Source organism: Streptosporangium sp. NPDC051022, assembly GCF_040683035.1.
Lineage (GTDB): Bacteria > Actinomycetota > Actinomycetes > Streptosporangiales > Streptosporangiaceae > Streptosporangium.
The window spans coordinates 164,942-179,235 of sequence record NZ_JBFBCF010000015.1; the positions used below are offsets into that span (position 1 = coordinate 164,942).

Genomic DNA, 14,294 nt, shown 5'->3' on the forward strand with positions numbered 1-14,294 from the left:
ACCCAAACATCAGGGGCTTTCCGGAACGGCCGCCGGCCGCGACGGGCGGACGTGGTGGGGCACTACCGGCCGCCGTAGCGGAAGACGACGTGGCCCTGGGGAACCCGCCAGTTGAAGCCCGCGGCCAGGGCCGAGCCGGTACCCGGGACGGCGACGAGGTCGGACCACTCGAAGCCGCTCGACGGGGAGGTGACGGTCTGGCGGGTCAGCCTCCCGTCGGTGTGGCGCAGGGAGTCGACGGACAGGGTGGTGTAGGCGTAGGGGTCCTGCCCGTCAGGCGTCGCGGTGATCGCCTGCCGGTAGGAGGCCGCGAGCACGCCGCCCCGGCCGTCGGAGGAGAGGGCTCTGACGACGTCGCCGGGCAGGCGGATCTGCTGCCACTTCGCGCTGTCCCAGTGCATCAGGACGGCTCCAGGCTGGGACCAGTCGCCCTGCTGGAATCCCGCGGCGACCCAGACGTCCTTCGTTCCCGAGGTGACCAGCGCGTCGAGCCGGAGTTTCACGGGCCCGTACGCCGGGGCGGAGGCGGCGGGCACGGCTGTCTTGGGCAGTCGTACCGTGCTCCAGGCCCGGCCGTTCCAGCGCATGACCGACGAAGGACCGAAGCCCCAGATGTCGCCCGGCGACCGTACGCTGATCCCCTTCAGGGAGGCGGGGCAGGGCAGGCTCGTCCAGCGGCCGCCCTCGAAGCGCTTGAGGAAGTCCCTCCCGGTGCGGTCGTCACGGCCCAGGACCCAGGTCCGCGTCGCGTCGAGGACGTCCAGATCGATGATCGTGGTACGGCCCGAGCCCATGAGCCGCCACCGGGCACCGTCCCAGCGCGACAGCACCGACCGGGTGGCGGCCGAGACGTCGCCCGTCCCCGGGGCGACGGCCGTGCCCGCGGTCCACACGTTGGCCGGGGCGGAGGCGTCGACCAGCGAGACCGCGCGAAGCGGGAACCCCGCGGGGCCCGCGGGGTTCGCGGTCGTCGTCCATCGGCTCCCGTCCCAGTGCCTGATCATGGGGGCCGTGAAGTACGAGCCGTTCCTCGGATCGAGCGTTCGGGTCCTGCGCGCGCCCACGGCCCACGCGTCGGCAGGCCCGGTGGCGGCGAGGTCGTCGACGGACGAGTCGGCCCCGCCGCGCAGGCTCACCTGCCAGCCGGGCGCCGAGGCGGTCACGGCCGAAGAGATGACGGCGGTCGAAGGGACGATCACGGCTGAAGGGGCGGCCGCGGTCGAAGGGGCCGTTGCGAGGCTGAGGGCGGCCGCCGACATGAGGACCAGGGGGATGCGATATCCGTCCACACTAAGAAGACGGTACTCGCCGGTTCCCGGTTGCGTCCCGGAAGGTGAACAGTGGGTGGAGAAGATCGCCGCGGTCTCGGCGGCACCGACGTCAGGCCGAGCGGGCCACCCACCGATGGCAGGCCGAGTGACCCGTCCGAGGTGGGGACCCGCCGGACGACAGGTGGGCGTGGCCGCGACGGGAGGTCCGCTCAGACCGTGACGACGACCTTCCCCGGGGCGTGCCCCTGTTCCAGATAGCCGACGGCCGCCGGGATCTCCTCGAACGGGTAACTCCGGTCGATGACCGGTGTGATCTTTCCGTCCTCGATGAGCTCGGTCAGCGTCATCAGGTTCTGCTTGTTCTGTGTGCATCGGACCGCGTCCGCCACGGCCATCCTCTGGGACACGAACGGCGACGTCGCGAGCGCCGACATCACATGGCTGACGGGCCGCAGCCAGCGGCCCGCCCGCCCGCCGACGACGACGTGGGTCCCCCCGGGGGTCAACGCCCGCCGGCACGTCCGCACCGGGCGGCTTCCCGCGATGTCCAGCAGGAGGTCGTAGCGCCGTCCGCTCCGCGTGAAGTCCTCCTCGGTGTAGTCGACGACCTCCTTCGCGCCGATCGACCGGACCAGGCCGACGTTACGCGTGCTGCAGACACCGGTGACCTCCGCGCCGAACGCCCGGGCGATCTGTACGGCGAACGTGCCCACACCTCCCGAGGCTCCGTTGACGAGAACCCTCTGTCCCGGCTGGACCCGTCCCTCGTCGCGCAGGCCCAGCAGGGCGGTGTTGGCCGCCATCGGTACCGCCGCCGCCTGCTCGAACGACAGGTTCTTCGGCTTCGGCGCCAGGTCGGCCTCCCGGACGCACACGTACTCGGCGAAACCACCCTGTTCGAGTAACGCGAACACCTCGTCGCCGGGACGGAACCCCGTCACGCCCCCGCCGACCGCCTCGACCTGCCCCGCCATGTCGGCGCCCAGGATCGTGAGCTTCGGGCGGCGTGGCCCGAGGGAGCCGCCCATCAGACGCGCGATGTACGGCTCGCCTCTCATGATGTGCCAGTCATATGGGTTGACGGAGGTGGCCCGTACCCGGACCAGAACCTCGCCGTCACCGGGTACGGGCTTGTCGACGTCGGTGAGGTCCAAGACGTCGGGTGAGCCGTACGAGCGTAAGACGAACGCCCTCATCACATCCTCCTCTCGCGGAGCCCCGCTGAGGAGCACGGTAGAAGGCCTGCGGAAAGGGTTCATCAGCCGAAAGTACGCCTGATTGGCGGACGATCGGCCAGGCCGGATCGGGCCGATCTATCGATGAGCCGCGGCGCCTCGATCCTCATGATCGGAGCATGACCGACGAGAGCACGATGAGCCGCCGCCGATTCCCGCCGTCGCCGCGAAGCGGCCGTCCGGCAGAGGAGCGGGGCGACTCGGTAGAGGACCGGAGTGACTCGGCAGGCGACCGGAGCAGCGCGGGGGCCCTCCCCGCCTCCTCCACGAGGGCGGGCCGGTTCGTGCCCGCCGCGCTGATCCTGCTCAGCGCCGTCCCCATCGTCATGGGCGCCGTGCGCCTCAACGAGCTGACCGGCGGTGCGGCGATCACGCCGGAGAACGCGCGGTTCTTCGCGGTGCCCCTGCCCGTGGTGACGCACATCCTGTGCGTCAGCCTGTACTGCGTTCTGGGGGCCTTCCAGTTCGCCCCGGGTCTCCGCCGGCGCAGGCCCGGCCTGCACCGCGCCGCCGGGTGGCTCCTGGTCCCGTGCGGGCTCGCCGCGGCGCTCACGGGTCTCTGGATGACCCTGTTCTATCCCCGCCCCGTCGGTGACGGCGATCTCCTCACCGCTTTCCGGCTCGTGTTCGGCACGGCCATGACCGTGTCGATCGTGCTCGGCCTCGCCGCGATCCGGCGACGGGACATCGCCCGGCACCGCGCCTGGATGACCCGCGGTTACGCGATCGGCCTGGGCGCGGGTACGCAGGTGCTGACCCAGCTGCTCTGGTTCCTGTTCCTCGGCTTCGGCAGCGTGCCCGGAGAGTTCGCCAGAGCTCTGCTCGTGGGCGCGGGATGGGTGATCAACCTCGCGGTGGCCGAGTGGTTCCTCCGCAGGCGGCCGATCCGTTCGTCCCGCACCCCCGTCGGCTCCTCCGGCACCCGGCTCAGTTCCTGACGCGGTCGGTCTCGTAGGCCCACATCGCGATCTCGACGCGGTTGCGGGCGCCCAGCTTGGCCATCAGGCTGGCGATGTGGGACTTCACCGTGCTGAGCGAGATGTGCAGCTCACCGGCGATCTCGCTGTTGGTGCGCCCGCGTGCCACGGTGGCCAGGATCTGTTCCTCACGGTCGGTGAGCGCCTCGACGGGCTGCACCGGAGGTGAGGCGGGCCCGGTGCGGGCGAAGGTTCCGAGCAGCCGCGCGGTGACGCTCGGGGCGATGAGCGCGTCACCGTCGGCGGCGGCGTGTACGGCCTGGGAGAGCAGGGCGGCACCGGCGTTCTTGAGCAGGAACCCCCGGGCGCCGGCCCGCAGGGCGGCGTAGACGTACTCGTCGAGGTCGAAGGTGGTGATGACGACGACGGCGAGGGGGTCTTCGACGGCCGGTCCGGCGAGGGCGCGGGTGGCCTCGATGCCGTCGAGGCCGGGCATGCGAATGTCGAACAGACACACGTCGGGGCGCAGACGCCGCGCGAGCTCGACCGCCCGTCGCCCGTCGGCGGCCTGGCCGACGACCTCGATGTCCGGCTGGGCGTCGAGGATCATCGCGAGCCCGGTACGGACGATCTCCTGGTCATCGGCGACGAGCACCCGGATGCTCATGTCGCCACCCCCGTCCCCGCGTCCGTCTCCGTCTCCACCCCGGTCCCCGTCCCCGTCCCTGTCCGTGTCCGTGGCAGCACGGTGGTCACGGTCCAGCCGCGCCCGGGATTCGGGCCGGCCACGCAGGTACCGCCGAGCAGGTCGGCGCGTTCGGTCATGCCGATGAGCCCGTATCCCGGCGACGCGGCCGGACGTACGGAACCGGTGTCGCCGTCGTCGCTCACCCGCAGACGCACCGACGTGTCGTCGACGGCGACGAGGACCTCGATGCGGGTGGCGTGGCGCGCGTGCCGCCTGGCGTTGGTGACCGACTCCTGGGCGATGCGGTAGATCGCGGCTCCGATCGACGGAGGGACGCCGTCGAGGTCACCGGACATCTCCACCTCGACGGACGGGCCGACGCGGGGACGGTCGGCGAGTTCCCGGAGATCGGTGACGCGCCGGCCGGGCGTCAGCTCCACCGGCCGGTCCCGGCGAAGGACGCGGACCATGGCGTTCATCTCGGACAGGGCGCGCGCCGCCTCGGCTTCGATCAGCTGGAGCGCCTCGGTCGCGGCGTCGGGCCGCGACGCCGAGGTCGCCAGGCCCGCCTGGGCGCGGATCGCCATGGCCGAGACGTGGTGCGCGACAGTGTCGTGCAGGTCGCGGGCCAGCTGTTCGCGTTCGAGCAGCTTGACCTGGTCGAGCTCGCGCATCCTCGCCCTGCTCCGATAGCGGAAGGTCCCGCCGAGGGTGACGGCCGAGAACATGACGGCGAACGCGCCGAACGCGTCGGGGAAGCCGAGACGGCCGGAGACGATCGGAACGGTGATTCCGACGGTCATGATCGCCGATCCGATCACGACCTCGCGTCCGGACCCCCACCGGAACAGCGCGTACAGCAGGACCAGCACGAACGCCATCGTGTTCGTCTCGACGGTCTCGCCGCCGGTGAACAGCGGGACCAGGTTCGTGAAGGTGAAGGGGATCGCGATCATCAGCAGCGGTCTGGTCCGGCGCCACAGCAACGTGGGCACCAGCCCGAGGGTGAGGATCACCGAGAGGGCCCGCCACGGGAGATCCGTCCGCACCGCTCCTTCGAGCAGCGTGAGCGCCACGAACACGGCCACGAGCGCCCAGTCTCGCCACGCCCGCGGCGGAGGGTCGGGGGGACGGGGTTCGTGCCACACGGAGCGAAGAAAACCCTCCACGCATTCATGGTACGGGAGCCCCCGCTACTCCGGATCTCCCGAAGCGGGCGGCGATCGCCGCTCTCGCCCGGCGCCCTCGGGGTCGCGGAGCGGTCGTCAACAGCCGGGGGGATCCCCGGTCGGTCGCGAGCGGGACTCCGGATCACCCAGCAGGGGGACGCCCTTCGCCGTGCCCGCGACCAAACTTTGATCTTCACCGCGTCGCCTCTCTGGACGTAATCGCATGCAGAAAGGAACCGAAGAAGAAGATGAGGACGTACAGCAAGGCCGTACCCGCTGTGATGGCGGCCGCCGCTCTGGCGGCCCTGGCCGTGGCCTCTCCCGCCTCGGCCTCGGCCGAGTCCGCCGCGGCGGTGACGATCAGGGTCGAGCGGGCCCACAGCGAGACGGTGCCGGAGTGGAACGCGCAGTTCACGTGTCCGACGAACCAGGTGCTCACCGGCCGCTCGCACGTCGGTGACGAGAACAAGGGGACCACCTACTACTGCAGCTGGATCTTCATCAACGACGAGCAGGTCCGTGTGTACCAGGGTGACTGGAGCCCCGGTCAGAAGGAGAGCAAGTCCAGCTTCAGCGCCCCGCCGAACCAGGCGCTCGTCGGCAGGTGGCACACCGGTGACGAGAACGGCATAACGAGGTACCGCACCGCGACGCTGTACTGGCAGGGCCGTCAGGTGAGCCTGACCGGTACGGCCTGGAGCGGTGAGCTCAAGGAGAGCAACCACGGCTACCAGGCTGCCTACAACCGGGTCCTCGTCGGCCGCTCGCACAGCGGGGACGAGAACGGCAAGACCCGCTACCAGCACGCCCTGGTGACCTTCGAGGGCTGATCTCCTCCACGGTCAACACGGTCGTCGCCGGTCGAACGGGTGGGGTGGCGGCGACCGGGTGACCATCTCGGCGGGGGACGGGTTCGGCTCGGTCCTCAACCGGCCGAGCGGCCGTCACCGTGTGGATCGGCGCATTCGCCGACAGCGGGGATCTCCGTCGCCCCCAGCGGGCCGGCGGATCATCCTCCGGGGGGACCCTCATCATGGCGCGCCACACGGTGATCTTCATCCCGCCGCCTCTCTGAACGTAATCGCACGCAGAAAGGAACCGAAGAAGAAGATGAGGACGTACAGCAAGGCCGTACTCGCCACGATGGCGGCCACCGCTCTGGCGGCCCTGGCCGTGGCCTCTCCCGCCTCGGCCGCGTCCGCCGCGGCGGCGGTGACGATCAAGGTCGAGCGCATTTCCTCCCAGACCGTGCTGGAGCGGGCGGACCCGTTCACCTGCCCGGCGAACCAGGTGCTCACCGGCCGCTCGCACGTCGGTGACGAGAACAAGCGGACCACCTACTACTGCAGCTGGATCTTCATCAACGGCGAGCAGGTCGAGGTGCATTCCGGGGACTGGAGCTCCAGCCAGATGGAGAGCAAGTCCAGCTTCACCGCCCCGCTGAACCAGGTGCTCGTCGGCAGGTGGCACACCGGCGACGAGAACGGCATGACGAGGTACCGCACCGCCGCGCTGTACTGGCAGGGCCGTCAGGTGAAGCTGACCGGCACGAACTGGAGCGGTGACTACAAGGAGAGCAACCACATCTACCAGACGGGCTACAACCAGGTCATGACCGGCCGCTCGCACGGTGGTGACGAGAACGGCAAGACCCGTTACCAGTACGCCACGGTGACCTTCGAGGGCTGATCCCGCCCGCGTCACCCTGATCGCCGCCCGCCGGTCCGTGGGGCGGCGATCAGCCGATCGAGCCGGCGTACGGCTCACCCCCCTGATGGAGGAAACACGATGAAGCACGCGGTTGTCCGGCGGCTGGGCCGTCCGGTGCTGGTGGCGGCGCTGACCGGCGGGGCACTGGCAGGCGGTGTCACCCCCGCCGCCCTCGCGGCCCCCGCCTCCGCGACCGCCTCCCCCGCCTCCGTGACCGCCTCCCCCGCCTACGCGACCGGGGTGTTCGGGCCGTTCGGCTACGGCGGAGTGAAGCTCGGGATGAGCGCCAAGCAGGCCCGGGCGACCAAGAAGATCACGGCCAAGGCCGGTTGGGGCCCGTGCACGGGCTGGGATCTGACGGCGTCCCCGACCGGCCGCGGCGAAGTGGGCCTGTTCATCTCCAAGAGGCGCGGCGTCGCCGTGATCTTCGCCCCCAAGGGGGTCAAGACGCCCCAGGGGATCGGGATCGGCTCCACCGGCACCCAGTTGAAGAAGGCCTACCCCGACCTGAAGCTCTCGGCGAGCGGTTACCCCGTCGTCACCGCTCCGGGCAATCCGCGGGCCTCCTACAGCTTTCTCCTGTCACGCGGCCGGATCCGCCAGATGATCCTCGGCCTCAACAACCAGGACTGCGTCAACTGACGTCCCGCGCCGATCGACGGGAGAGGGGGCCGGAGCCGGGGCGCCGGGGTGCCCCGCAGGGCGGAGGGAGGCCGCCCGACGAGGAGACCGGGAGGCGGAACGGCGGAGCGGGTCAGGCGCGGACGGCGCAGAGGAGCCGGTTGTCGCCGTGCTGCCACAGGGGGCCGATCTCGGTGAAACCGGCGTCGCGGAGAGCGCTGACGTGCGAGGAGAGCAGGGGGGACTCCGAGCCGTGATGGTCGGCGCCCGCGGTGGTGCGCGCGGCGTGGAGCTCGGCGAAGGCGGGGTCGGCGGCGACCGCGTCCCACCACTGCCGCCAGTCCTCGGGGCGCCGGTCGGCGAACCTGCGCTCGGTCCGCCGCTCGTGTACGGCGCGTTCGAGGCGGGCGATGGCCGGAGTGGTGTCGTCGGTCTCCAGGTGGTCCCCGTTGAGCAGGAGTCCGCCCGGACGCAGCACGGTCGCCAGTTCCGCGTACATCTTCGGGAGATCCGCATCGGAGATCCAGTGCAGCGCGGTGGTGCTCACCGCCACGTCGACCGGCCTGTCCAGGCCCAGGGAACCGGTCCAGCCGGGGACGCGCAGGTCGACGGAGACGAACCTGAGGTGGGGATAGGCGGCCCGGCCGAGCCCGAGCAGCAGCGGGTCCGCGTCGGCCGAGACCACCGTCGCCCCGGGGAGCCGCTCCAGAAGCCGGGCGGACAGCGAGCCGGGCCCGCAGCCCAGGTCGACGACCAGGGGGTCGGGCAGGCCCATCGCCTCGACGGCGTCGATCAACGCGGTGAAGCGCTCCTCGCGATCGGGCAGATATCCCTCCTGCTGGCGGTCCCAGCGGGCGATCCACTCGAGCGCGGCATCATGGGTGAGCACAACGACCTCCGTGTGACTGTCGTTTAAGCTTTTGATAGTCACAACCTAGGATGCGAGGATGTAACCGGTCAAGTGGATTTCAACAGTCACGCCGATGTGATCGTCCGGGTGGCGGTGGGCCTGGTCAACGAGCTGACCCCCGGGGAGAGGCGAGGACGCCCCTTCCCGGCGCCGAGCGATCTCGCCGCCGCCGCGACCGAGGGACTGCGGACCGGCTATCCGGGGCACCGGGAGGTCACCGAGGACGAGGCCGGTGAGCTCGCCGGGATCGCGGTACGGCTGCGCGCGGTCTTCGACGCCGTCGCGACGGGAGACATCGACGCTGCGGCCCTGCGGGTCAACGCCCTTCTTGAGGAGACCCGCGCGAGGCCGCTGCTCCAGCGGCACGACGGGGAACCGTGGCACCTGCACTTCCACGGCCCCGGCGGCACCGTGGCCGGCGAATGGGCGGCGAGTTGCGCCACCGGGCTGGCGATCGTGCTGGGCGGTGACTTCCGCGACCGTCTCGGCGTGTGCACGGCACCGCAGTGCGACCGCGTGTACGTGGACGTGTCCCGCAACGGCACCCGCCGCTTCTGCGGTACCGCATGCCAGAACCGCGTCAAGACCGCGGCCTTCCGTGCCAGGGGCAGGGTCTCGTAGAGGCGTTCCGCGCCGGGGGTCTCGCGGGGACGTTTCGGCGCCGGGCGGAGTTCCGCGAGAGCGGTTCCGTTCCGAGGGTGCTCCGCCGTGGAGGGAAGTAAAAAATACTAGACATCGTGTCGGGGTTGCTTTACCTTGATGATGTCAAGTTTTCTATACATGGGAGGCGGGCATGTCGTTCGGGGAGAAGCGCTCGTGGATCTACGTCGTGTCCGCGCTCGTCGTCTCCGCGGTCTATTTCGCGGTCGTCCTCGGGCGGGTTCCGGGGGCGGACGTCAGGAGGATCGCCTACGTGTGGCCGATGCTCACGGCCATCGGCGTCGCGGTGGTCCTGAACATCGTCGCGACCGTCGTGGCCGCGATCACCTCGCCCAGGGAGCGTGACAAGGAGGACGAGCGCGACAAGGAGATCAACCGGTTCGGGGAGTACGTCGGGTTCTACGTCGTCAGCGTCTGCGCGCTGCTCCCGCTCGGCCTGGCGATGATGGAGGCCGAGCACTTCTGGATCGCCAACGCGCTCTACCTGGCGTTCGTCCTGTCCTCGATCGCCTCGTCGATTGTCAAGATCGTCGCGTATCGCCGAGGCTTCTGACCATGGCCAAGTCCACCAAAGTCACCAACTCGATCCGAGCCCTGCGATTCGCCCACGGCGAGATGACGCAGGCGGAGCTGGCCGACCGGGTCGGCGTGACCCGTCAGACCATCATCGCCATCGAGCAGGGCCGCTATTCGCCGTCGCTGGAGATGGCCTTCCGAATCGCCCGGGTGTTCACGGTTCCGCTCGACGACGTGTTCCAGTACCCCGACACCGAGGAATAGCCGCCGCGCCATCGCACGGGCACGCGGGGAAACCGCCCCGCGGCCTCCGTTCAGCACGCCCGAAACCCAGCACGCCTGAAACCCAGCACGCCTGAAACCCAGCACGCCTGAAACCCAGCACGCCTGAAACCCAGCACGCCTGAAACCCAGCGCGCTCGAAACTCGGCGCGCTCGATACCAGGGAGAGAGCATGCGCTCACCTCGGAGCCTCGCCAGAATCGCGGGGCTGTTCTATCTGGTCGTCGCAGTCCTGGGCGGTTTCGCCCACTTCTTCTCGCGAGGCGAGGTCTACCGGCCCGGCGACGCGACCGGTACGGCGCGCAACGTCGTGGCCAACGCGGGCCTGGTCCGCGCCGGTTTCGTGGCCGACCTCGTGCAGGCCGTGTTCTTCCTGCTCTTGGCCATGACCTTCTACCTGCTTCTCAAGCACGTGAACAAGAACGCCGCCCGCACGATGGTGATCTTCGTGGCGGTCGCCGTGTCCATCATCTGTCTCAACATGGTTCACCAGCTCGCGGCGCTGCTCGTCGCCACCGACGCCTCCTACGCCGGGGCTCTCGGCGCACAGGGGTCCGACGCGCTCGTACTGCTCATGCTCGACCTCCAGCACTACGGCTACCTCGTCGCGCAGATCTTCTTCGGTCTGTGGCTGCTGCCGCTGGGGTACCTCGTCCACAGGTCGGGGATGTTCCCCCGCGTGCTGGGTGTCCTGCTCGTCCTCGGATGCGCCGGCTATCTCCTGGACACGTTCGCGTTGTTCCTGGCCCCGGACCTCGGAGCGGCCCTGGAGCCGTTCGCGGTCGCGCCCGCCGCTGTCGCGGAGATCTCGATGCTGCTGTGGTTGTTCGTGAAGGGAGTGAGGACCCCGTCGGGGGACGGGCACGTCCTCGCGGCGGCCTGAGCCGGGCCCGTACCGGAGGCCGTACGCCCCACGCTGGAGGCCGCACCCCACGCCGGGAAACGCCCGGCCAGGCGAGGGCGCGCCGTCCGCCGCCCACGAGAGATCATCGGTGGATTCGGGCCACAAAATGGGGCGTATGCGGCATGATCAAGGTCATGTCTTCGGCGCCCGCCGCTCCGGCTGACAATTTATGCCCCTCCTGCTCCGCTCCCGTCCCGGTGGATCCCCGGTTCGTCACCTGGTGCCCCGCCTGCGAGTGGAACGTCGATCCCACGGCCACCGTGCCCGTCGAGGTGCAGGCCGTACCCGCCGAGACCGGTGCCCGGCGCCGACGCGCCGCCCGGCGGGAGGAGGCGCGACGCGCGGCCGTTCACGTGGCCGCCGAGAGGCTGTACGCGGAGGTCGTCGGCGAGGCGAGGCCGCGTCTCCGGCGCGACGGGTCATGGTTCATCGCCATGGCCCTCGCGGGGGTGATACATCTGGCCGCCGTCGCCCTGGTGGCGGGCTCCGTCTGGGCGCTGCTCGCCGGGCCCCTCATGATCCGTGTCCTCGGCGCGGCGGGACTCGTCGCCGCGGTCGTTCTCCGTCCGCGGCTGGGCCGATTCGGGCGGGACGAGTGGTCGTTGAGCCGCGCCGAGGCACCCCGTCTGTACGAACTCGCGGACCGGGTCGCGGCCGAGGTCGGAGCGCCTCCCGTCGATCTGATCCGGCTCACCCCGGACTTCGGCGCCGTTTACGAGAAGGTCGGACTGCGGCAGCGGAGTGTCCTCACGTTCGGCCTGTCCATGTGGGAGGTGCTGACTTCCCAGGAGCGGGTCGGGCTGCTCGCCCACGAATTCGGGCACGCCCTCAACGGTGAGCTGCGCCGTGGCCTGTGGTTCTACTCGGCCTACCTGGCGCTGTATCGCTGTTACAAGGTCACCGACTCCCGGGGAGCCGCCACCACCGACCCGGATATTTTCATCGAGGTCGGCCGTATGGTCCTCGCGCCGCTGCTGTTCGTGCCCAACAAAATCGCCGAGCTGGTCCTGATCCTGCTCGGCCGGCACATGCTGCGTGCCAACCAGCGCGCCGAATACCTGGCGGACGACCTGGCCGCACGCATCGCCTCGTCGGCGGCTGCTCGTTCCTACCTGGAGGTCCTGGCACTCCAGGAGAGCCTGGAGAGCCTGTTCTACCGGCAGATAGCCGCTTACCACAGAAGGCATTCCTTTCACACCGACTCCGGAGAGGGGCATGATTTCGGCCTGTGGCAGGCGCTGCGGGAGTACGTAGCCTCGATCCCCGAAACCGAACGCCTGCGGCTGCTCCGGGTGTCGGCCCTCCACATGATGTCCGTGGACACGACCCATCCGCCCACCCATCTGCGCATCCGGCTGGTCGACGCGCGCGGGCACCGGGAAACCCGGATCACCCTCCCGGAGCCGGAGGTCGCCGCCATCGAAGCCGAGCTGGGGTCCGTCCGTGCCCGAGCGGCTCGTGCCGTGCTCACCTTCAACCACTGAGCCGGGGGTGCCGCGTCTCATGAGGACTCCCGAGGTCGTCGCGGACGTCCGCGGTTGGCCTCGAAAGGGGAGACGGAAAGATCATGGACGACATTCGAACAGAGTTTCGGGAGCTCCGCTTGCCGTCGTACGGATCCGTCCCGCCGACGCGTCAGCCGTACGCCCTCTTCTGGTGGTGCCTGGCCCTCGCGCTGACGGTCTGGAGCCTCGCGGAGACGGCACTGGTCGAGTTCGTCCCGGAACTCGGGCTGACCGAGACCATCAACTGCTCGTGGGGCGGCATTGAACCCATCCCCGACTGGAAGTGGGCGCTGTCCGGGCGGATCTCGGAGGCGTCCTCGTTCCTGCAACTCGCGATCCCGGTCGTGCTTGGGTTGTGCGTGTGGCTCATCGACCGTCGCGGTGATGGGCGTCCCCGCGTTCACCTGTGGACGGCCTTCGCGGGCATCGGCCTGATCGTCCTGGGGCACCTGCTTCAGCTGGCGCAGGGGCTGGTGGATCTGATGCCCGAGGACGCCGGTTGCTCGGTGGATCCCGCGATCTTCGACGTCATCCCGCCGGAGCGGCTGGCCTGGACGTTCGCGCCCGCGCTCCTGCTGCTGGCCGGTGCCTGGGCGGGCGTTCGCGTTCCCGCGCCCCGCCCTCGCTCCCGTCCGCGGTGGCGGCCGATCGTCGCGGCGGCCGTGGCCGTGGCCGTGGCCGTTGTCGCGGTCGTGGTCGTGGTCGTACGGCAGGCGGCCGGACCGCCCGGGGCTCCGCGCCCGGCGGCCGACGGCACCCCCCGGCACGCGCTGGTGCTGTCCGGCGACAGGCTGGTACTCCTCGAACTCGATGGAAACGCCGAGCCGGAGCCGATCGCCGCCCCGGACCGGGTCTTCTACCAGTACACCGCCATCGCCAGGGACGTCGTTCCGGGTCGCTACGTGGCCGCGGTGACCACCGCGGGGAAGGGGGCGCGGGGGGAACGGTCGTCGCGGATCTACCGGATCGTCGTGGACGGGAACGGCGCGGCGGCCGGTGAGCGCATCGGCGGCGACCTCCGGGGGATCGTCGGGGACCTCGCCGTCTCCCCGCGGGGCCGTGTCGCCTACAGCCGCGTCGTCGGCACCCCGGACGACTCCACGGAGGTCGGTGCCACGTTCGTCGGGCTGGTGGACTCCCGCGGGGAATGGGCGATGCCCAAGGGGCGGGGAGCGAGTGACTTCCTCACCGCCAGGCTCGGCCTGCACTGGCGGGACGCGGACACGCTGGTGTTCCGCGCGGTGCCCCCGGGGGCCCGCTCACCCCACCTGGTCGCCCTCGACACACGACGGCCCAGCGCGGACCCGCCCGCCGTCACGACGATCCACACCATGGAGGCACTCAAGGAGGGCAGGGCGCTGTCCGTCCCCGGAGGGAACCGGATCCTCCTTCTGGAGGGCATGGCGGGGGCGTGGGACCAGAAGCTCCTGCTTCTCGAACCGCCGGCGAAGCGGCCCGTCGGGACGGTACTCGGCTCCGGCTGCACCGCCATCGTGGCCTTCACCCTGGACGCGTCCGGCCGTTACCTGCTGGTCGCGGAGGACAACGTGATGAACACGCTGGTCGGGAATCCACCGCGGCCGGAGTGCGAGGACATGCCGCCCTACGGACTCCTCCGGGTGGACCTGCGCGCGTCCCCGGAGCCGGTCACCTCGGCACCCGTCTATCCCGGTGAGGATCCGACGCCGAACCTGCCCCGGCGCGTGGTGTGGCAGGGCACGCGCCTGCTGAGCGACATCGCCTGGTAAATCGCCTGGTAACGGGCCCCTCCAACGGGGGCCGTCATCGCCGGGTTCGCGGTCCCGCGACGGCCGGCTTTCCGGGTGTCCGGTACGGGGGCGGTCGTCGTGTGCCCGGCGTGCCGCCGTACGAACTCATCTGCGGCAGGGAGTGAGGAGGAGGGCTC

The 14,294-nt window shown here is 70.4% G+C and carries 15 protein-coding genes; 10 read left to right on the forward strand and 5 right to left on the reverse strand.

Annotated features, from left to right (window positions below):
* Positions 1 to 62 precede the first annotated feature (62 nt).
* Both AB0N02_RS24390 and AB0N02_RS24395 read right to left on the reverse strand, forming a co-directional pair.
* Entirely contained in the window at positions 63 to 1,163 is a 1,101-nt protein-coding gene (locus AB0N02_RS24390) for a hypothetical protein (protein WP_363950588.1), read from the reverse strand.
* Between the two features lie 317 nt (positions 1,164 to 1,480).
* Entirely contained in the window at positions 1,481 to 2,467 is a 987-nt protein-coding gene (locus AB0N02_RS24395) for an NAD(P)-dependent alcohol dehydrogenase (protein WP_363950590.1), read from the reverse strand.
* Positions 2,468 to 2,625: 158 nt separating this feature from the next.
* Between AB0N02_RS24395 and AB0N02_RS24400 the strand changes: the two genes are divergently transcribed.
* A complete protein-coding gene (locus AB0N02_RS24400; RefSeq protein ID WP_363950592.1) occupies positions 2,626 to 3,444 on the forward strand; it encodes a DUF2306 domain-containing protein in 819 nt (272 codons plus the stop codon).
* Here the strand turns inward: AB0N02_RS24400 and AB0N02_RS24405 are convergent.
* On the reverse strand, positions 3,434 to 4,090 hold the full coding sequence (locus tag AB0N02_RS24405; protein WP_363950595.1) for a response regulator transcription factor: 657 nt from the start codon (positions 4,088 to 4,090) through the stop codon (positions 3,434 to 3,436). The genes AB0N02_RS24400 and AB0N02_RS24405 overlap by 11 nt on opposite strands.
* Positions 4,087 to 5,280 carry a sensor histidine kinase gene (locus AB0N02_RS24410; RefSeq protein ID WP_363950597.1) on the reverse strand — a complete coding sequence of 398 codons (1,194 nt, stop codon included), beginning with the start codon at positions 5,278 to 5,280 and terminating at the stop codon, positions 4,087 to 4,089. Before AB0N02_RS24410 ends, AB0N02_RS24405 begins: the two co-directional genes overlap by 4 nt.
* Positions 5,281 to 5,528: 248 nt before the next feature.
* On the opposite strand from AB0N02_RS24410, the gene AB0N02_RS24415 reads away from it, so the two are divergent.
* The 3 genes from AB0N02_RS24415 to AB0N02_RS24425 all read left to right on the forward strand — a co-directional run bounded on the left by AB0N02_RS24415 (position 5,529) and on the right by AB0N02_RS24425 (position 7,632).
* The gene (locus tag AB0N02_RS24415; RefSeq protein WP_363950599.1) at positions 5,529 to 6,110 is read left to right on the forward strand and encodes a hypothetical protein; all 582 of its coding nucleotides are present in this window, start codon (positions 5,529 to 5,531) and stop codon (positions 6,108 to 6,110) included.
* 280 nt (positions 6,111 to 6,390) lie between these two features.
* Complete coding sequence (locus AB0N02_RS24420) at positions 6,391 to 6,969, forward strand: hypothetical protein (RefSeq protein ID WP_363950601.1); 579 nt, start codon at positions 6,391 to 6,393, stop codon at positions 6,967 to 6,969.
* A gap of 99 nt (positions 6,970 to 7,068) precedes the next feature.
* Positions 7,069 to 7,632: a hypothetical protein gene (locus AB0N02_RS24425; protein WP_363950603.1), complete on the forward strand. Its 564-nt coding sequence runs from the start codon at positions 7,069 to 7,071 to the stop codon at positions 7,630 to 7,632.
* Between the two features lie 112 nt (positions 7,633 to 7,744).
* On the opposite strand, the gene AB0N02_RS24430 is transcribed toward AB0N02_RS24425, so the two are convergent.
* Complete coding sequence (locus AB0N02_RS24430; RefSeq protein WP_363950606.1) at positions 7,745 to 8,500, reverse strand: methyltransferase domain-containing protein; 756 nt, start codon at positions 8,498 to 8,500, stop codon at positions 7,745 to 7,747.
* A gap of 72 nt (positions 8,501 to 8,572) precedes the next feature.
* Here AB0N02_RS24430 and AB0N02_RS24435 point away from each other — a divergent pair, with 72 nt between their 5' ends.
* The 6 genes from AB0N02_RS24435 to AB0N02_RS24460 all read left to right on the forward strand — a co-directional run bounded on the left by AB0N02_RS24435 (position 8,573) and on the right by AB0N02_RS24460 (position 14,136).
* Positions 8,573 to 9,142 carry a CGNR zinc finger domain-containing protein gene (locus AB0N02_RS24435; RefSeq protein WP_363950609.1) on the forward strand — a complete coding sequence of 190 codons (570 nt, stop codon included), beginning with the start codon at positions 8,573 to 8,575 and terminating at the stop codon, positions 9,140 to 9,142.
* A 172-nt stretch (positions 9,143 to 9,314) separates the two neighbouring features.
* On the forward strand, positions 9,315 to 9,734 hold the full coding sequence (locus AB0N02_RS24440; protein WP_363950612.1) for a hypothetical protein: 420 nt from the start codon (positions 9,315 to 9,317) through the stop codon (positions 9,732 to 9,734).
* Positions 9,735 to 9,736: 2 nt separating this feature from the next.
* Positions 9,737 to 9,961 carry a helix-turn-helix transcriptional regulator gene (locus AB0N02_RS24445; RefSeq protein WP_363950614.1) on the forward strand — a complete coding sequence of 75 codons (225 nt, stop codon included), beginning with the start codon at positions 9,737 to 9,739 and terminating at the stop codon, positions 9,959 to 9,961.
* A gap of 190 nt (positions 9,962 to 10,151) precedes the next feature.
* Complete coding sequence (locus AB0N02_RS24450; RefSeq protein WP_363950617.1) at positions 10,152 to 10,862, forward strand: DUF4386 domain-containing protein; 711 nt, start codon at positions 10,152 to 10,154, stop codon at positions 10,860 to 10,862.
* 155 nt (positions 10,863 to 11,017) lie between these two features.
* Complete coding sequence (locus AB0N02_RS24455; protein ID WP_363950620.1) at positions 11,018 to 12,367, forward strand: M48 family metallopeptidase; 1,350 nt, start codon at positions 11,018 to 11,020, stop codon at positions 12,365 to 12,367.
* Positions 12,368 to 12,486: 119 nt separating this feature from the next.
* Positions 12,487 to 14,136: a hypothetical protein gene (locus AB0N02_RS24460; protein WP_363950623.1), complete on the forward strand. Its 1,650-nt coding sequence runs from the start codon at positions 12,487 to 12,489 to the stop codon at positions 14,134 to 14,136.
* The last annotated feature ends 158 nt before the right edge of the window (positions 14,137 to 14,294 follow it).